We start from the raw sequence: 17876 nt of genomic DNA, 5'->3' as shown, positions 1-17876 counted from the left end.
ACCGGGAGACAGCCCGTCGCAAAGAACGCGTGAACTCGTGAAGGCCCGGCCGAAGGCCCGGAGGGTCGCCCCGCGGTTCGGCCCAGATGGTCTGCAACCCCCACGATCTCAACGTTTCGTGATCGTTGGCCGTTTTCGTGTGCATCATCACAGCAGGGCCGGGGGTGCGCGGGAACTCAGTTCCCGGCGGGGGCCCGGCCGTGGGCCTCCGGGGACGGAGCGTCGGCCCGGTCCCCGGGCTCGTCCACCCGGTAGCCGGGAATCGAGGGCCAGCGGACGGTGAGGACGACCGCGTCCTCCTCCGCGTACCAGGAGTGGTCGACGCCGCGGCCCCAAAGCACGTAGTCCCCTTGTTCATCCAGGACGACGGTCCGGCCCGGGAACTCCAGCCGGAAACGTCCGCTGATCAGGACCAGCAGAGCGGTGCGCTTCTCGGCGGTCGCCCAGCGCTCCCGTCGTTCGCCCCGGGGGTGCACCCCCCATTTGATCTCCACGTCCTCGCTGTGACGGGGATCGGCCGGGTCCTTGAAGTGGCCGAGGAGCCAGCCGCGGTCGGCGGCGGCGTCGGGGGCGGCCTTGCCGGTGTAGATGGTGAGGTCGTCGTTCACGCTGGTGAGGCTGTCGTTCACGCTGGTGAGGCTAATGCAGTTGCTCGGGCCGGCCGGACGGTGGTGGGCTGGGCGGATGAGGATGGATCTTGATGAGCTGCTGAGGGTACGTGCCCGCTACGACGCCGAGGTGCGTCTCGGTGCCGGACCGGACGGCGGGGACGCCCTCGTGGAGCGGGTGGGCCGGGTCGTCCGGCAGAGCGTGCCCGGCCTCGGGTGGAACGGCGTCCTCTGGTCGGACCTCGACGAGGAGACCGCGGATGCGCAGATCGCGGTGCAGGTGGCGTTCTTCGCCGAGCGCGGCTGCCCCGATTTCGAGTGGAAGCTGTATACGCACGACGGGCCGGCGGACCTCGGGGACCGGCTGCGGGCAGCGGGCTTCGTACCGGAGCCGCCGGAGACTCTGATGGTGGGCCGCGTGGCCGAGCTCGCGCGCCTGCCGGTGGAACCGCCGGAGGGGATCACCCTGCGGGTGGTGACGGACGAGGCCGGCGTCGACCTGATGATGGAGGTCCACGCCGGGGCCTTCGGTACCGAGCGGCCCCGGATCCGCGAGGCGCTGCTCGGTCGCCTGCGCGACGAGCCGGAGACCGTCGCGGCGGTGGTCGCGATGGCGGGCGACACCCCGGTGAGCGCGGCCCGGATGGAGATGCGGCCGGGAACGGCCTTCGCCGGCCTGTGGGGCGGCGGCACGATCCCGCGATGGCGCGGCCGGGGCGTCTACCGCCTGCTGGTCGCCCACCGTGCCCGCGTGGCGGCGGAGCTCGGCATCCCCTACCTCCAGGTGGACGCCTCGGACGACAGCCGCCCGATCCTGGAACGGTTGGGCTTCGGGGTCATGGGCGTGACCGTGCCGTACATCTGGACGCGTCCCGGCCGGGACGCGGCCTGAGGCCGCTCCGACCGACCGACCGACCGACCGGCCGGCCGGCCGGCCGGAGGATGAGGAGGAGGATGTGGCTTCCGCAACACAGGGGCCGACGGGCAGGATCGCGGGCATGGAACGCATCAGCCCGCCCCTGACCGGGGACGAACGCGAGACCCTCCGCGCCTTCCTCGACTACCACCGGGCCACCCTCGCCCGGAAGTGTGAGGGCCTCACCGACGAGCAGTTGCGCCGTGCCTCGATGCCCCCGTCCGCCCTGTCCCTGCTGGGCCTGGTGCGGCACATGGCCGAGGTGGAACGGCACTGGTTCCGCCGTGTCGTCGGCGGCGAGGAGCTCCCGCACCTGTGGTCGGACCGCCATGACTTCCAGGCCGCCTACGACGCCTCCGGCGCCGGCCGGGCCGAGGCGTTCACCGCCTGGCAGGATGAGGTCGGGCACGCGCGCCGGATCGAGGCGGCCGCCGAGTCCCTGGAGGTGACGGTGTACGTGCCGCGCTGGGAGGAGGAGGCGTCGCTGCGCCTCGTCATGCTCCACCTCGTCCACGAGTACGCCCGCCACAACGGCCACGCCGACCTCCTGCGCGAGGCGATCGACGGCGTGACCGGGGTCTGACGGCCGTCGGGCCCGGGCCCGACCACTGGCCTCGGACCACAGACCTCGGACCACAGACCTCGGACGTCACGCCTCGGACGTCAGGCCGCGCGCCAGTAGCCCAGGCCGTTCACCCGCTGCCTGGGCAGGCCGAGGTCCTTGCGCAGGCAGGTCGTGAGGGCGCGGGTCGTGGCCGTGTCGCAGGCCAGCCATACGTACGCCGTTCCCGGGTCCCCGAGCAGTTCCGGAAGCTCGGCCCGGACCCGGTCGGCCAACGCCGTGCCCTCGCGCGGCACCCGGCGGATGTCGTGCCGCTCCCCGTCCAGGCGTACCGGCAGCTCCGCGTCGGAGGCGTGCCGGGTCTCGAACCAGATGGTCGCGGGCAGGCCGGGGAAGGAGTCCAGCAGCGAGTTGACCGCCGGCAGGGAGGCGGGGTCGCCGATGACCAGCAGGCGTTCCGGGGGCGGGGCCGGGGCGGTGAACCCGGTGCCCTGGACGGTGGCCTCGATGGTGTCGCCCGGTCGGGCGCGCCGCGCCCAGGCGCTGGCGACGCCGTCGTGGAGCGCGAACTCGAAGCAGAAAGTGCCGGTCTCGGGATCCGGGTCGACCAGCGTGTACGCGCGCTGGTGCGGCTTGCCCGCGTTCCGGAACCAGACTCGCACCCACATCGTCGGGTGCAGCGACGGACCGACCGCGGCCAGCAGCCCGCCGTCGGTGAAGGACACCCGGCGGTAGCGCTCCGTGACGTCTTCCGCCCCGGTCACCGTGAAGGTGAAGTCCTTGCCCCTCAGCAGCCTGAGGACCACGCCCTCCCACCCTTTGCCGACCGCCCTGTTCGCCCCTCCCCACCCGACGCCTACACTTAGGGAAGGCTAACCTAAATACACGTCGGGGAGAGTGTGAGCAGCGTGAGCAGTGAGAGCGGCCCGGAGCCGTACGCGGGCGTCCGGAGCGGGCCCGGCGGGCGGACCCCGGAATCCTATGACGTCTTCCGCGACCCCTGGGGCATCCCCCACCTGCGCGCGCCGGACGAGCTCGGGCTGGCCTACGCCCAGGGCCGCGTCACCGCCTTCGACCGCGCCTGGCAGCTGGAGGTCGAACGGCACCGCGCCGAGGGCTCCAGCGCCTCCTTCCTGGGCCGGGAGTCCGTCGCATGGGACCGCTTCGCCCGCCAGAGCCGCCTGGCCGACACCGCCCGCCTCTGCCACGAGGCCCTGGTGGCCGACGATCCGGCGACCGCCGCCTGGCTGCGCGCGTACGTGGACGGCGTCAACGAGGGCCTGGCCGCCGGCGCCGCCCGCGACGAGCGCTTCGCCCGGACCGGCCTCGCCCCCTCGTCGTGGGAGCCATGGGTGCCGCTGGCGATCTGGATCGCCACGCACATCCTGTTCGCCGGCTTCCCCACCAAGCTGTGGCGCGAGCGCGTGGCCCGCGCCCTCGGGGACGAGACGCTCACCCTCTTCGCCACCGACGGTCCCCGCATCGCCGGCAGCAACGGCTGGATGGTGCCGGGCGAGCGCACCACCACCGGGGCGGCGATCATCGCGGGCGACCCGCACCGCTTCATCGAGGACCCGGGCGTCTACCAGCAGATCCGCCTGTCCTGCCCGGACTACGACGTCCTCGGCCTCGCCGTCCCCGGCATCCCCGGCCTCGCGCACTTCGGGCACACCGGCTCCGCCGCCTGGGCCATCACCAACGCCATGTCCGACTACCAGGACCTGTACGTCGAGCGGCTGCGCCGCGACGAGGAGGGCGCCGTCGAGGCGCTCGGCCCGGACGGGGCCTGGGAGCCGGTCGCGCGCCACACGGAGACCATCACTGTGGCGGGCGGCGCCGACGTCGAGGTGGAGGTCCTGGAGACCGCCCGCGGGCCGGTGATCGTGCACGCGGACGGCGACCTCGGCGCCGACCCCGCAGCAGGCGCCGCCGACCCCGGACGCGCCGACGGCAGCACGCAGACCCTCTCCCTGCGCTACCCGCCCCGCGTCCGCCGCGACCTCGGCTTCGCCGCCCTGCCCGCCCTGCTGCGCGCCCGTACCGTCGCCGACATCGACCGCGCCCTCGATGGCTGGGCCGAGCCGGTCAACGTCGTCCACGCCGCCGACACCGAAGGTGGCCTGCTGCACCGCGTCGCGGGTGCCGTGCCGCTGCGCCACCCCGCGAACCGGCTGCGCCCCGTGCCCGCGTGGGAGCCGGAGCACGCCTGGCGGGGCTGGGCACCGACCCCAGCCGAGCCCGTGCAGGGCTTCGCCGTCATGGCGAACGCGCGCGGCATCGCCTCTCCGCTCGGCGTGGAGTTCGCACCACCGCACCGCGCGGACCGCATCCGCGAGCTGCTCAGCGGCTCCGCGGACTGGTCCCCGACGGCGATGGCCGACGTGCACCGTGACACCCATCTGGCCTCGGCCGAGCCGCTGCTCGCCCTGCTGCCCGCCTTCGAGGGGCTGTCACCGGCCGCGCGGGAACTGCGCATGCGATTGCTCTCCTGGGACCGGCGCATGGAGGCCGGGAGCACCGACGCCGCCGTCTTCTCGGCCTTCCGGACCGCGACCGTACGGCGCCTCGCCGCCGACCCGGTCTTCGCGGACCTGGCGGGCGCGCCCGCCGGACCGGCCGTGTTCCACCCGTGGCTGCACCTGGTTCCCAAGATCGGTTACGCGCTCGAAGGCCTGCTGAACAGCTCGCTGCTGCCGGAGCTGGACCGTGCCGCGCACGTCCGCGCGGCCCTGGAGGAGACAGCTGCGGCGGGCTCCCTCGACGTCCCGTGGTCGCAGGTCCACCGCCTGGCCCCCTGGCAGGCGGTCCCCGACCCGGCCGGCCCGGAGTGGCCCGGCCTCGGCGGCGATCACGACTGCGTGAACGCCACTTCCTCCGTGCCCGGCTTCACCGACCTCACCGCCCGCGCTTCGGCCGCCCGTTACGTCTGGGACCTGGCCCGCCGCGAGGACAGCCTCTGGGTCGTCCCGCTGGGCGCCGACGGCGTCGGCGGAACCCCCCATCACCACGACCAGCTCCCCCTGTGGGCACGCTGCGAACTCGTCCCGGTCGTCACCGACTGGACCCGGCTCACCAAGGAATCGATATGACCACCGCCACCTCCGCGCGACAGCCCGTTCACACGCACCTCGTCGAGGGCTTCGGCACCGTCACCTTCACCCCGGTCGATCCGGCCGCCGACGCCGGTCTGATCCACGCCTGGGTCACACCGGAGCGGGCCCGCTTCTGGGGCATGGGCGGGGCCAGTCGCGAACTGGTCCAGGAGATCTACGAGGACGTCGACCGCCGCACCACGCACCACGCGTTCATCATGGCCCGCGAGGGCGTGCCGGTCGCGCTGCTCCAGACGTACGACTGCGCCGAGGACCGGATCAGCGAGTGCTACGACGTCGAGCCCGGGGACGTCGGCGTGCACCTGCTGATCGGCCCGAGCGAGGACGGCCCGCAGCCCGGCTTCAGCGGGAACCTGATGGAGGCCCTCATCGCCTTCGTGTTCGCCGATCCGGCCAGCCGCCGCATGGTCGCCGAGCCGGACTCCCGCAACACCAAGGCGATCACGCGGCTGGAGCGCACCGGGTTCGTGCTCGGCCCGGAGGTCGTCCTCCCGGAGATCGACCTGCCCGAGGTCCACCTCCCCGCCAAGCCGGCCCGCCTCGCCTTCCTCAACCCGCCGCGGGCTCGCTGAGGAAGGCGGTGACCAGCGCCGCCCATTCGGCCGGGCGCTCGGCGAACGGGAGGTGCCCGGTGGGCAGTTCCGCGAGCCGGGCACCCGGCAGGATGTGCGCGAGTTCTCGCTGGAGGCCGGCTGGGACGAGGAGGTCCTGCGTGGTCACGACCACGAGGGCCGGGACGTCGAGCGCCGCGATCTCGGCCCGCAGGTCCGCCCCCCGGATCAAGGCGGCGTGGTCCGCCTGGCCCGGCGGCAGCGTCCGGGCGGTGTCCCGCACCAGCTGCCGCACCTCCTGCGCGGAGAGGCCCTCCAGAACCGCAGGATTCAGCACGAGCGGGACCAGCAGCGAGGCCGCCAGGTCGGGCTCACCGCGGTCGGCGAGGGCCTTCCAGAGATCACCGGCCAGTTCGAGGCGGTTGTCGGCGCGCGCGAAGGTGGCCGTCAGCACCAGCGCGGTGACCCGGTCGGGATACCGCGTGGCGACCCGGACGGCGACGTTCCCGCCGAGCGAGTAGCCGAGTACGGCGAACCGCTGCAGCCCCTCGGCGTCGGCGGCGGCCACCAGCTGGTCGGCCAGCTCGTCGAGGAGGAGCGGCGCCTCGGCCCGCGGGGTGGCGCCGGCACCCGGGTAGTCGACGCCGACGACGCTGAATCGGGCGGCCAGCTCGTCCAGGACCGCGCCGAAGTTGGCTTCGACGGAGCCGCCCGCGCCGTGGGCGAGGAGCAGGCCGGGGCCACCGCTCTCGGTGCGGACGGTGCGCGCGTACGCCGCGGCGCCGGCTCCGGAGCGGACGGCGTCGGTGTTGACGGACATGGAGATACCCCCGATTTCCCTAATGATCGATACAGAAAAGACCGTACCCGATTTACCTAGCGACCGCTACAGAAACCCGGGCGGGTACGGATCCACCGTTTCGATTGCCGTACCGATTCCGGCCACGCCAGACTGACCCCCACTCAACACAGGGCAGCTGGGGGGAAATTGACCAGCCAGAATCTGCACATCGGGCCGGACGCGGCAGCGGACCGCTACCGCCTGCTCAGGTCGATCGGGCGCGGCGGGGAGGCCGTGCTCTACCTCGCGGAGATCGAACTCGCCGGCGGGTCGGAGCCCGTGGTCGTCAAGGTGCTCGACTCCAGGACGACCATCACTCCCGAGGTCTTCGACCGCATCAGCCAGAAGTGGAACGAGCAGGCCGAACTGCTGAGATTCGTCCACCGGCCCGGTGTCGTGGGAGTGCGGGAGCACTTCGAAGGACCGCCGATCCACCGGCCCGGGGAGTCGTCCACCCTGACCGGGCGGGCGCTCGTCCTCGTCATGAACCACATCGACGGGCTCGACCTGCGGGACTGGCGCGCCGAACGGACGCTCGCCACCGCCGCAGAGCGGCGCGACGTCATGCGAACCCTGGAACAGCTGGCCGAGGTACTGGACTGGCTGCACTCGGGCAGGGCCACGCCCTCCGGGCGGCAGGTCGTCCACGGCGACCTCTCCCCCGGCAACGTGATGGTCGACGCCCACGGGCAGGCCACCCTGGTGGACTTCGGGCTCAGCAAGCTGACCGCCGACCACCAAACGGCGGAGGTCTGGTTCACCCCGGGCTACGCGGCACCCGAGGTGTTCGAGGGCAAGCGGACCCCGGGCACCGACCGGTACGCCTTCGGGGCGATCGCGTACTTCCTGCTCAGCGGAGAGTCGCCGCCCGCCTCTCCGCAGCAGCTGGCCCATGCGATGGCCGAACTGCCGCAGATCGCACTGCTGGATGCCGAACAACGGGCCCGGATCACGGCCCTGTACGCGGAGGAGCCCTCCCGGCGGCCCGTGAACCTGGCCGGGTGGATGAAGGACGTTCGGCGCGCCGTGGTGTCCACCACGACGACGTCCACGGCATCGCGGCGGGCGGCCCTCCAGGACTCCCCGCCCCAGCCCGCCGCGCCTCCCCTGCCCACGGCGGCCCCGGCGGTTGCCGCGGCGCCACCACCGCCCGCCTACCGTCCGACCGCGCCCGACCCGACCGCGCCCGACCCGAGCGCTGCGGAGCCGCCCACGGCGCCGCTGACCGCTCCCGAGCCGGCTCAGCAAGCCACGGAGCCCGCACCCGTACCGGCGCCCGCACCGGCACCGGCGGCCTCGGTGCCGACGGGGTACGGACCCGCGTACGACCTCTCCCCGGCCCCGCCCGCGCAGGCGCAGGCCGCCGCGCCGCAGAAGAAGAGGAAGCGGCGGGCCGGTCTGGTCCTGGGCTCGGCGCTCGCCGTGGTCGTACTCGCCGCGGGCGCGGTCGTCGGTGTGAAGCTCCTGGGCGACAAGGGCCAGGAGGACAACACGGCGAGCGGGAAGCCCGGCGGGGCGAGCGCGCCGCAGTCGCCGGAGCCCGCCCCCTCCGCGGCCTCGCCGACCCCGTCCGCGGATTCCACGACGGACGGTTCAGCCGCCGGGGCCCCGGCCACCCCGGAGGGCTCCGCCGGCCCGCACGCTCCGGGAGAGGTCAAGGACAGCAACATCGCCGACCTGACCGTGCTGTCCTCCGTGGGCGGCGCCGACAACTTCGAGGTCGGCTCCGCGAAGCTGAACACCACGGAGTACGGAGCGGCGCTGCTCGGCAGCTGCTACTACGGCGCGGCGATCGAGTACGACGTCAACAGGGCCTGGTCCACCCTGGAATTCACCGCCGGCATCGACGACGGCTCGACGGTCGAGCAGGCACGGCTGACCATCTCGGTGGACGACAAGCCTGCGGTGTTCTCCGAGCTGGTCCACCTGGGCAAGCCGGTCACCAAGTCCCTGGACATCAAGGGCGCCCTGCGGCTGCGCATCAAGGTGGAGGAGGGCTGCAGGGGCCGCGGCAACGCCGTTCTGGCAGCGCCCCTCCTCAAGCGCTGACGGAGCCGGTCCCGTCCGACACCCCGAGGTCGGCCCGCATGGCCGCACGCATCTCCCGGAGCAGGCCCCAGATCTCCTGCTGGGCGGCGGAGACCGCGGCCATCGTCTCGCCCTCCTCGGGGGCGCCCCGTTCCAGGCGCTTGACCTGGCCGTAGACCCTGCTCAGGGCGTGGTTGACGGCGCTCGCGGGTCCGAGCACGGCGTCCGGGGCGATCATCTGCGCCTCGGAGTAGCGGTCGCGCTGGGCGTTCTTGGCCTCGTCGAGCACCTCCCGGTCCGCGTCCTCGACCGGGCGCTCCCGCAGGACATGCAGATGCCGGTTGAGCGCGGTGGTGAACTGCCGGGCGTCCCGGTTGAGGTCCGCGTAGCAGCTCCGCCGCAGCGTCAGACGGTCGCGGATCTCCTGATGGCCGCGCAGGATCTCTATCTCCCGGCGTTTCGCCCGCTCCGCCCCGCGCTGGGGTGAGCAGCGCCGCGCCCAGGGTGCCCACCACACCGACGACCGCGATGACCATCGCACCGATCTCCACGCGCAACTCCCCCGTTCCTCCGCCGGACGTGGTCGTCCAGTGTGCGGGAGACGACCGGGGCCCCGCACCTTCGGTGCGGGGCCCCGGGGCGTTCGGGCCGTCGGGCCCGAAGGGCTCAGCCCCCGGCGACGCCCAGGCGCTCCAGGATGAGCTCCTTGACGCGCGCCGCGTCGGCCTGGCCGCGGGTGGTCTTCATGACCGCGCCGACCAGGGCGCCGACCGCGGCGATCTTGCCCCCCGCGGATCTTGTCGGCGATGGCCGCGTTGCCCGCGATCGCCTCGTCGACGGCCGCGCCGAGCGCGCCTTCGTCCGAGACGACCTTCAGGCCGCGCTTCTCGACGACCTCGTCCGGGGTGCCCTCGCCGGCGAGGACCCCCTCGATGACCTGACGGGCCAGCTTGTCGTTCAGGTCTCCGGCCGCGACCAGGGCCGCGACCCGGGCCACCTGCGCCGGGGTGATCGGCAGCTCGTCGACGACAACGCCCTGCTCGTTGGCGTTGCGGGCCAACTCGCCCATCCACCACTTGCGGGCGGCGGACGAGTCGGCGCCCTCCTCGATGGTGGCGACGATGGAGTCCACCGCGCCCGCGTTGAGGATCGACTGCATGTCGTGCTCGCTGACGCCCCACTCCTCACGGAGGCGATTGCGGCGCACGCGCGGCATCTCGGGCAGGCCGGCGCGCAGCTCTTCCACCCACGCGCGGGCGGGCGCCACGGGCACCAGGTCGGGCTCCGGGAAGTACCGGTAGTCCTCGGCGTTGTCCTTGATGCGGCCGGCCGTGGTGGAGCCGTCCTCCTCATGGAAGTGCCGGGTCTCCTGGACGATCGAGCCGCCGGAGGACAGCACGGCCGCGTGCCGCTGGATCTCGAAGCGCGCGGCGCGCTCGACGGAGCGCAGGGAGTTGACGTTCTTGGTCTCCGAGCGGGTGCCGAATTCCCGGGTCCCGTTGGGGCGCAGCGACAGGTTCACGTCGCAGCGCATCTGGCCCTTGTCCATGCGGGCCTCGGAGACGCCGAGCGCCTTGATGACCTCGCGCAGCTCGGCGACGTACGCCTTGGCAACCTCGGGGGCCCGCTCGCCCGCGCCCTCGATGGGCTTGGTGACGATCTCGATGAGCGGGATGCCGGCGCGGTTGTAGTCCAGCAGGGAGTGGGACGCGCCGTGGATGCGGCCGGTGGCACCGCCGACGTGCAGCGACTTGCCGGTGTCCTCCTCCATGTGGGCGCGCTCGATCTCCACGCGGAAGATCTCGCCGTCCTCCAGCTGGACGTCCAAGTAGCCGTTGAAGGCGATGGGCTCGTCGTACTGGGAGGTCTGGAAGTTCTTCGGCATGTCCGGATAGAAGTAGTTCTTCCGGGCGAAGCGGCACCACTCGGCGATCTCGCAGTTCAGCGCGAGGCCGATCTTGACTGCGGACTCGACGCCGATCGCGTTGACGACCGGGAGCGAGCCGGGCAGGCCGAGGCAGGTGGGGCAGGTCTGCGAGTTGGGCTCGCCGCCGAGCTCGGTCGAGCAGCCGCAGAACATCTTGGTCCTGGTGCCGAGCTCGACATGGACCTCAAGGCCCATGACGGGGTCGTACGACGCCAGGGCGTCCTCGTACGACAGCAGTTCGGTGAAGGTGGTCACGGTGAAACTTTCCCTCTCAGCCCAGCAGGACGTCGTCGTCGCCCAGGCGCTTGAGCTCCCGGTACAGGATCGCGAGGCCGGTGACGATGGCGGCGGCGGACACGGCGGCGTCGACCAGCTTCAGCATGTCGTTCTCGCTGCGGGCCTTCTTGACCTGCTTGATCACGCTGACGGCGCCGAAGGCCGTGGTGCCGATCGACAGGTAGGTGCCGGTCTTGGACTTCTTGAAGCCCTTGGCCTTGGACAGTGCACTGGTGCTCACAGCGACGGTGCCTCCTCGAGCAGCGGGTGACCCCAGCGTGCGACGAAGGCGGCCTCGACGGCGGCACCGACCCTGTAGAGCCGGTCGTCCTTCATCGCCGGGGCGATGATCTGGAGCCCGACCGGGAGACCGTCCTCCGGTGCCAGGCCGCAGGGCAGCGACATGGCGGAGTTGCCGGCCAGGTTGGTCGGGATGGTGCACAGGTCCGCGAGGTACATGGCGAGGGGGTCGTCGGTGCGCTCGCCGATCGGGAAGGCGGTGGTCGGGGTGGTCGGGGAGACGATCACGTCGACCTGCTCGAAGGACTTCTCGAAGTCCTGCGAGATCAGCGTGCGGACCTTCTGGGCGGAGCCGTAGTACGCGTCGTAGTAGCCGGAGCTGAGCGCGTACGTGCCGAGGATGATGCGGCGCTTGACCTCGTCGCCGAAGCCGGCCTCGCGGGTCAGGGCGGTGACGTCCTCGGCGGACTTGGTGCCGTCGTCCCCGACGCGCAGGCCGTAGCGCATGGCGTCGAAGCGGGCCAGGTTCGAGGAGCACTCGGACGGCGCGATCAGGTAGTACGCGGCCATCGCGAGGTCGAAGGACGGGCAGTCCAGCTCGACGATCTCGGCGCCGAGCTCCTTGAGGAGCTCCACCGACTCGTTGAAGCGCTGGACGACACCGGCCTGGTAGCCCTCTCCGGCGAACTGCTTGACGACACCGACGCGCAGGCCGGCGACGGAGCCGTTGCGGGCGGCCTCGACGACCGGCGGGACCGGGGCGTCGATGGAGGTGGAGTCGAGCGGGTCGTGGCCGGCGATCACCTCGTGCAGCAGGGCCGCGTCCAGGACCGTACGGGCGCAGGGCCCGCCCTGGTCGAGGGAGGAGGAGAAGGCGACCATGCCGTAGCGGGAGACACCGCCGTAGGTGGGCTTCACACCGACCGTGCCGGTGACGGCTGCGGGCTGGCGGATGGATCCGCCGGTGTCGGTGCCGATGGCGAGCGGGGCCTGGAAGGCGGCGAGGGCCGCGGCGGAGCCACCGCCGGAGCCGCCGGGGATGCGGGTGAGGTCCCACGGGTTGCCAGTGGGGCCATAGGCGCTGTTCTCGGTGGAGGACCCCATGGCGAACTCGTCCATGTTGGTCTTGCCGAGGATGACGACGTCGGCTTCCTTGAGCTTGCGCGTCAGGGTGGCGTCGTAGGGGGGGATCCAGCCTTCGAGGATCTTCGAACCGACGGTGGTGGGGACCCCGACGGTGGTGAAGATGTCCTTGAGGGCGAGCGGTACACCGGCCAGCGGGCTGAGCTTCTCGCCCGCCTCGCGCTTGGCGTCGACGGCGCGGGCCTGGGCCAGCGCGCCCTCGCGGTCCACGTACAGGAAGGCGTTGACCTTCTCGTCGGTGGCGTCGATGCGGGCCAGGTGGGCCTCGGTGACCTCGACGGCGGTGAGCTCGCCGGAGGCGATCTTCTCGGCGGTCTCGGCGGCCGTGAGCTTGATGATGTCGACCATGGCTGTTAGTCCTCCCCCAGGATCTGCGGCACCTTGAAACGCTGCTGCTCCTGGGCGGGAGCACCGGAGAGCGCCTGCTCGGGGGTGAGCGACGGACGGACCTCGTCCGCGCGCATGACGTTCGTCAGCGGCAGCGGGTGGGAGGTCGGCGGGACGTCTTGGTCGGCGACCTCGGAGACACGGGCGACCGCGCCGATGATGTCGTCGAGCTGTCCGGCGAAGTGATCCAGCTCGTTGCTGGACAGCTCAAGGCGCGCCAGCCGTGCGAGGTGGACGACCTCCTCGCGCGTAATGCCAGGCATGCAGCGATCCTCTGGGGGTGGGTGGATGTGTAGTTTCGGGCTCAATCCTAGGGGGCCCGGCGCCCGGCCTGCGAAACGGTTTGGCCGGGACGCCGCACGGGGCCCGCGCGGCGTCCCGGCCGAAGGCGGGCGGGGTCGGGTGCCGGCCCCGCCGGCGTGGGGGGCGCGGGGTCCTGGGGGCGCTCCGGCGGGGGCGCCGCCCGGCCGGCCGGGCCCGGGGGCGGTCAGACCGCGTCGGCCTCGGCGGCGGCCAGTTCCGCCGTGATGTCCGCCGGGCGTCGCCAGCCGCGCTCGCCCCGGGCCAGCAGCCAGGCGGTGGCTTCCTGCGGCGGCATCGCGGCGGCCACCAGCCATCCCTGTACGGCGTCGCAGCCCAGGTCTCGCAGCCGCTCCCAGGTCTCGTCGTCCTCGACGCCCTCTGCCACGACGAGCAGGCCGAGCGAGTGTGCGAGGTCGACGGTGCACCGGACGATCTCCGCGTCCTGCGTGTCGACGGCGAGCCGTCCCACGAAGGAACGGTCGATCTTCAGCTCGCTGACCGGCAGGCGGCGCAGGTGGACGAGGGAGGAGTAGCCGGTGCCGAAGTCGTCCAGGGACATCTTCACACCGTGCCCGGTGAGGCCGGCCATGGTGTCCGCCGCCCGCTGGGGGTCCTCCAGCAGGACGTGTTCCGTTATCTCCAGCTGCAGGCCGCTGGCCGGGACACCGTGGCGGGCCAGCCGCGCGGCCACCGCGCCGGCGAAGCCGGGCGTGTGGACGTCGCGCGGCGAAACGTTGACGGCGACCGGGACCTTCAGGCCCTGTGCACGCCAGCGTGCCACCTGGGCCAGGGCCGTCTCCAGGACGTACTCCGTCAGGTGCGGCATCAGCCCGGACGTCTCGGCGATCGCGATGAACTCGTCCGGGGGCACCCGGCCGCGTTCCGGGTGGACCCAGCGCACTAGCGCTTCGAGTCCGGCGACCTGCCCGTCGAAGCGGACCTTCGGCTGGTAGTGGAGTTCCACTTCGCCCGCGTCGAGGGCCCTTCGGAGGTCGCCGAGGAGACCCAGCCGGTCGGGGGTGTTGCTGTCGCGCTTGGATTCGTACACTTCCACGCCCGTGCGGTCCCGCTTGGCCTGGTACATCGCCACGTCCGCGCGCCGCAGCAGGCCTTCCGCGTCCAGCGCGTGGTCGGGGAAGACGGCGAGGCCGGCGCTGGCCTCCAGGACGAGTGTGAGGCCGTCCAGGTCGAGCGGGGAGCTGAGTTCCGCGACCAGGTGGCGCGCGATGCGCTGGGCGCTGGTGGTGGAGTCCGCGACGGGGAGCAGGACGGCGAACTCGTCGCCGCCCAGGCGGGCGGCCTCGGCCTCCTCGGGCAGCGCCTGGCGCAGCCGGTCGGCGATCTGGAGGAGGAGCCGGTCGCCCGCCAGATGGCCCAGGGTGTCGTTGACCGCCCGGAAGCGGTCGAGGTCGATCAGCACGAGGGCGGCCCGGGTGCCCAGGCGCTCCGCCTCGTCGAGGGCCGACCAGGCCCGCTCCAGGAGCCACTGCCGGTTCGGCAGCCCGGTCAGCGGGTCCCGTAGCTGCTCCTCGGCGCGCGCCCGGGCGATCCAGAGGGTGGAGTCCAGCGCGATGAGCGGTACGGCGAACAGCGGCAGCAGGACCGGCTTGGTGACCGCCACCACGCAGATGAGGGGCGCGATGCCGAGCAGCGCGACCGCCACTAACGCCTGTCGGAGCAGGGCGGTCCGGGCGACGGTGGGCAGCCCGGCGCCGCGCGGGGCCAGGGCGATCCAGAGCAGGAACCGGGTGGCGAGCAGATAGGCGACGGCGACGAGGACGATCTCGGGCAGGGCGTCCAGCCCCCAGGTGGTGGGCGGCCAGGGGGCTTCGACGGTGGGCGCCTCGCCGAAGGCGGCGAGCACGAGGGCACCGGCGGCGATGCCGAGGATGTCGACGGAGCCGTGGAGCAGCCCCTGTCGCCAGCGGTGTCTGCGGGCGGCGCCGACCAGGGAGACCACCGCGAGCGAGACCAGTCCGGCGGGCACCCAGCCGTAGAGGATGAGCACGGCGAGGGTGAGCGCGGCGCCCGATCCGGTGCCGCCCCACCAGCGGTCCCGGCCGAGGGCGACGAGGTGGCCGACGATGATGCCGGTGAGGAGGGCCAGGGCCCAGCCGACCGGCCCGCCGGGGAACAGCGCATGACGGCCGATCAGGGCGGATGCGACGCCGGTGGTGAGCACCACGACCGCGAGACCCACGACGAGGAAGGGCAGCACGCCGCGCCGCCCCTGCCCGCCCTCACCGGTGTCGACCGGTCGGGTGTCCGGAGTCCTGGCCCGCAGGACGCCGAGCCTGCCCGCCCGCATGGGCGGGATCTCCCCGCCGAATTCAGGTGACGGGTCGGCGCTTTCGGTGGGTTTCATGCCCGTACCTCTCACAGCCGGCGATGCCGATGTCACGCGATGGCCCCCATGTCATGCCACCACGGCCGGAATCGCATCCCGCAGCCGTGTGCACGACTGGCGCACCCCTCAACAGTAGGACGCGGGAGGCTCCCAGGGGCAGCGGTCGGCAGTGGTTGCCCGAATGCGACCCAGCCATCCTCATCAGTACGGTATCCGCCGAACGGGTGAGTTTGGACCGGGGCCCCGCCGCCCGTCCGATGATCCGACAGGTCGCCGCCCCGCGACCAGCCTTGTACCGGCCGTTTACCACCGTCCGCCACGCCTGGCGTGCGCCCGTCCTCACGGCAACACGCCACGCATCCGTTCGCCTTCGCTACTCCCCCTCGGGGATCACCCGGTCGGTACTACTCCCCTTCGGACTCACGGTCCACTGGGAGCGCTGCTGCGCGTGCCGCGTCCGGACCCTGCTCCAGCAGCACGGCGAACCCGGCGTCGTCGAGGACGGGCAGCTTCAACTGGACTGCCTTGTCGTACTTCGAACCGGGGTTGTCGCCGACCACGACGAAGGAGGTCTTCTTCGAGACGGATCCGGTGACCTTGGCACCGCGGCTCTGGAGGGCCTCCTTGGCGCCGTCCCGCGTGTGGCTCTGCAAAGTACCGGTGACGACCACGGTCAGGCCCTCCAGCGGCCGGGGCCCCTCTTCCTCGGCGGAACCTTCCTCCTCCATCCGGACCCCGGCCTCACGCCACTTGCGCAGGATCTCCTGGTGCCAGTCGACCGCGAACCACTCCTTCAGCGAGGCGGCGATGATCGCGCCGACCCCGTCAGTGGCGGTGAGCTGCTCCTCGGTCGCCGCTTCGATGGCCGCGACGGACCGGAACTCACGGGCCAGCGCCTCGGCCGCGACCGGTCCGACGTGGCGGATGGACAGGCCGTTGATGATGCGGGCGAGCGGGCGCTCCTTGGCCGCGGCGATGTTCTCCAGCATCGCCAGGGCGTTCTTCTTCGGCTCGCCCTTCTGGTTGGCGAAGACCGTGACGATCTTCTCCTCGCCGGTCTTCGGGTCCCGCTTGGGCAGGCCGCTGTCCTGGTCCAGGACGTACGCCTTGATGGGCAGCAGCTGCTCGACGGTCAGGGCGAAGAGGTCTCCCTCGTCGAGCAGGGGCGGCTGCGCCGGCTCCAGCGGGCCGGTCAGGGCGGCGGCGGCGACCATGCCGAAGTTCTCGATGTCCAGGGACTGCCGGCCGGCCAGGTAGAAGAGCCGCTCGCGCAGCTGGGCGGGGCAGGTCTGGGCATTGGGGCACCGGACGTCGATGTCCCCCTCCTTCATGGGGCGCAGCGCCGTCCCGCACGCGGGGCATTCGGTGGGCATCTCGAACTCCCGCTCGGTGCCGTCGCGCAGGTCGACCACCGGGCCGAGGATCTCGGGGATCACGTCACCGGCCTTGCGCAGGACCACGGTGTCACCGATGAGCACGCCCTTGGCCCTGACGACCTCCTGGTTGTGCAGGGTCGCGAACTCGACCTCGGAGCCCGCCACCGTCACCGGCTCCACCTGCGCGTAGGGCGTCACGCGCCCCGTACGCCCGACACCGACCTTGATGTCGATCAGCTTGGTGTTGACCTCTTCGGGGGCGTACTTCCAGGCGATGGCCCAGCGCGGGGCGCGGGCGGTGGAGCCGAGCCGGCCCTGGAGGGCGATCTCGTCGAGCTTGACGACCACGCCGTCGATCTCGTGCTCCACCGAGTGCCGGTTCTCACCGAACTCCGCGATGAAATCCCGGACCTCGGCGAGGGAGGACACCACCTTGTTGTGCCGGGCGGTGGGCAGGCCCCACTCGCGCAGCAGCTCGTACGCCTGCGACTGGCGCTCGATCGCGAAACCCTCGCGGGCGCCGATGCCGTGGACGACCATGTGCAGCGGGCGGGTCGCCGTGACCTTCGGGTCCTTCTGGCGCAGGGAACCGGCCGCGGCGTTGCGCGGGTTGGCGAAGGGCTTGCCCTCCGCCGCGACGAGTCTGGCGTTGAGCTCCTCGAACTTCTCCATCGGGAAGTAGACCTCGCCACGGATCTCGACGAGCGTCGGGATCCGCTCGCCCGAGAGGCGGTCCGGGATCTCGGCGATGGTGCGGACGTTGGGCGTGATGTCCTCACCGGTGCGGCCGTCGCCGCGGGTGGCCGCCCGGGTGAGCCGGCCGTGCTCGTAGGTGAGGTTGACGGCGAGGCCGTCCACCTTCAACTCGCACAGGTAGTGGTAGGCGGAGCTGCCGGTGTCCCGGGCCACCCGATCGGCCCAGGCGGCCAGTTCCTCGTCGTCGAAGGCGTTGTCGAGGGAGAGCATGCGCTCGCGGTGCTCGACGGAGGCGAAGTCCGTCTCGTACGCCCCGGCCACCTTCTGGGTGGGCGAGTCGGGCGTGCGCAGCTCCGGGAACTCCTCCTCCAGCGCCTCCAGCGAACGCAGCAGCCGGTCGAACTCGGCGTCGCTGACGACCGGCTGGTCGTTCACGTAGTACCGGAAGCGGTGCTCCTCGACCTGCTCGGCCAGCAGCTGGTGCTGTTCACGCACCGCCGCCGGTACTGCCGTGTCCTGCTGTTCGGCTGCCATGCCGTGTCCTCCCGTGGCCCGTCTCGAC

Annotated in this window: 14 protein-coding genes and 1 pseudogene; 5 read left to right on the top strand and 10 right to left on the bottom strand. The window is 72.3% G+C overall.

Annotated elements, in window-relative coordinates; genetic code table 11:
• Window positions 1–176 precede the first annotated feature (176 nt).
• The gene (locus R4Z63_RS23240) at window positions 177–629 is read right to left on the bottom strand and encodes a cupin domain-containing protein (RefSeq protein WP_384451662.1); all 453 of its coding nucleotides are present in this window, start codon (window positions 627–629) and stop codon (window positions 177–179) included.
• Window positions 630–690: 61 nt separating this feature from the next.
• Between R4Z63_RS23240 and R4Z63_RS23235 the strand changes: the two genes are divergently transcribed.
• Window positions 691–1500, top strand: coding sequence for a GNAT family N-acetyltransferase (locus R4Z63_RS23235; protein WP_384451664.1), 810 nt, complete (start codon window positions 691–693; stop codon window positions 1498–1500).
• A 106-nt stretch (window positions 1501–1606) separates the two neighbouring features.
• Window positions 1607–2107: a DinB family protein gene (locus R4Z63_RS23230; protein ID WP_384451666.1), complete on the top strand. Its 501-nt coding sequence runs from the start codon at window positions 1607–1609 to the stop codon at window positions 2105–2107.
• An 80-nt stretch (window positions 2108–2187) separates the two neighbouring features.
• Here the strand turns inward: R4Z63_RS23230 and R4Z63_RS23225 are convergent, their stop codons facing one another.
• Window positions 2188–2892 (bottom strand): siderophore-interacting protein, encoded by a 705-nt coding sequence (locus tag R4Z63_RS23225; protein ID WP_384451669.1) that lies wholly within the window; start codon window positions 2890–2892, stop codon window positions 2188–2190.
• Between the two features lie 201 nt (window positions 2893–3093).
• Here R4Z63_RS23225 and R4Z63_RS23220 point away from each other — a divergent pair, with 201 nt between their 5' ends.
• The gene (locus tag R4Z63_RS23220; protein WP_384451731.1) at window positions 3094–5175 is read left to right on the top strand and encodes a penicillin acylase family protein; all 2082 of its coding nucleotides are present in this window, start codon (window positions 3094–3096) and stop codon (window positions 5173–5175) included.
• Window positions 5172–5771, top strand: a complete 600-nt coding sequence (locus tag R4Z63_RS23215) for a GNAT family N-acetyltransferase (RefSeq protein WP_384451673.1) — start codon at window positions 5172–5174, stop codon at window positions 5769–5771. The genes R4Z63_RS23220 and R4Z63_RS23215 overlap by 4 nt, the downstream gene beginning before the upstream one ends.
• On the opposite strand, the gene R4Z63_RS23210 is transcribed toward R4Z63_RS23215, so the two are convergent.
• Window positions 5749–6570, bottom strand: coding sequence for an alpha/beta fold hydrolase (locus tag R4Z63_RS23210; protein ID WP_384451680.1), 822 nt, complete (start codon window positions 6568–6570; stop codon window positions 5749–5751). The two genes, R4Z63_RS23215 and R4Z63_RS23210, sit on opposite strands and share 23 nt — an antisense overlap.
• Window positions 6571–6738: 168 nt before the next feature.
• Here R4Z63_RS23210 and R4Z63_RS23205 point away from each other — a divergent pair, with 168 nt between their 5' ends.
• Window positions 6739–8640 (top strand): protein kinase domain-containing protein, encoded by a 1902-nt coding sequence (locus tag R4Z63_RS23205; RefSeq protein ID WP_384451683.1) that lies wholly within the window; start codon window positions 6739–6741, stop codon window positions 8638–8640.
• Here R4Z63_RS23205 and R4Z63_RS23200 read toward each other — a convergent pair.
• The 7 genes and pseudogenes from R4Z63_RS23200 to ligA all read right to left on the bottom strand — a co-directional run bounded on the left by R4Z63_RS23200 (window position 8630) and on the right by ligA (window position 17848).
• Entirely contained in the window at window positions 8630–9160 is a 531-nt protein-coding gene (locus R4Z63_RS23200) for a hypothetical protein (protein ID WP_491522581.1), read from the bottom strand. The two genes, R4Z63_RS23205 and R4Z63_RS23200, sit on opposite strands and share 11 nt — an antisense overlap.
• 125 nt (window positions 9161–9285) lie before the next feature.
• Window positions 9286–10741: pseudogene (gene gatB, locus R4Z63_RS23195) on the bottom strand (Asp-tRNA(Asn)/Glu-tRNA(Gln) amidotransferase subunit GatB).
• A 76-nt stretch (window positions 10742–10817) separates the two neighbouring features.
• Window positions 10818–11063: a hypothetical protein gene (locus R4Z63_RS23190; protein WP_037928130.1), complete on the bottom strand. Its 246-nt coding sequence runs from the start codon at window positions 11061–11063 to the stop codon at window positions 10818–10820.
• The gene (gene gatA / locus R4Z63_RS23185; RefSeq protein WP_384445600.1) at window positions 11060–12553 is read right to left on the bottom strand and encodes an Asp-tRNA(Asn)/Glu-tRNA(Gln) amidotransferase subunit GatA; all 1494 of its coding nucleotides are present in this window, start codon (window positions 12551–12553) and stop codon (window positions 11060–11062) included. Before gatA ends, R4Z63_RS23190 begins: the two co-directional genes overlap by 4 nt.
• Window positions 12554–12558: 5 nt before the next feature.
• Complete coding sequence (gene gatC, locus R4Z63_RS23180) at window positions 12559–12855, bottom strand: Asp-tRNA(Asn)/Glu-tRNA(Gln) amidotransferase subunit GatC (protein ID WP_030030671.1); 297 nt, start codon at window positions 12853–12855, stop codon at window positions 12559–12561.
• A gap of 224 nt (window positions 12856–13079) precedes the next feature.
• The gene (locus R4Z63_RS23175) at window positions 13080–15260 is read right to left on the bottom strand and encodes a putative bifunctional diguanylate cyclase/phosphodiesterase (RefSeq protein ID WP_236647826.1); all 2181 of its coding nucleotides are present in this window, start codon (window positions 15258–15260) and stop codon (window positions 13080–13082) included.
• A gap of 386 nt (window positions 15261–15646) precedes the next feature.
• Entirely contained in the window at window positions 15647–17848 is a 2202-nt protein-coding gene (ligA, locus tag R4Z63_RS23170; RefSeq protein ID WP_384445597.1) for an NAD-dependent DNA ligase LigA, read from the bottom strand.
• Window positions 17849–17876 lie beyond the last annotated feature (28 nt).

The sequence above is a fragment of the Streptomyces sp. PL-29 genome (genome assembly GCF_058344425.1).
This window is presented reverse-complemented; position numbering and strand designations above follow the sequence as displayed.

Bases quoted from the DNA above. Each gene is read 5' to 3' on its own strand.
- R4Z63_RS23235 (WP_384451664.1), top strand. From the start codon at position 691: ATGGATCTTGATGAGCTGCTGAGGGTACGTGCCCGCTACGACGCCGAG.
- R4Z63_RS23230 (WP_384451666.1), top strand. From the start codon at position 1,607: ATGGAACGCATCAGCCCGCCCCTGACCGGGGACGAACGCGAGACCCTC.
- R4Z63_RS23215 (WP_384451673.1), top strand. From the start codon at position 5,172: ATGACCACCGCCACCTCCGCGCGACAGCCCGTTCACACGCACCTCGTC.
- R4Z63_RS23210 (WP_384451680.1), bottom strand. From the start codon at position 6,570: ATGTCCGTCAACACCGACGCCGTCCGCTCCGGAGCCGGCGCCGCGGCG.
- gatA (WP_384445600.1), bottom strand. From the start codon at position 12,553: ATGGTCGACATCATCAAGCTCACGGCCGCCGAGACCGCCGAGAAGATC.
- gatC (WP_030030671.1), bottom strand. From the start codon at position 12,855: ATGCCTGGCATTACGCGCGAGGAGGTCGTCCACCTCGCACGGCTGGCG.
- R4Z63_RS23175 (WP_236647826.1), bottom strand. From the start codon at position 15,260: ATGAAACCCACCGAAAGCGCCGACCCGTCACCTGAATTCGGCGGGGAG.
- ligA (WP_384445597.1), bottom strand. From the start codon at position 17,848: ATGGCAGCCGAACAGCAGGACACGGCAGTACCGGCGGCGGTGCGTGAA.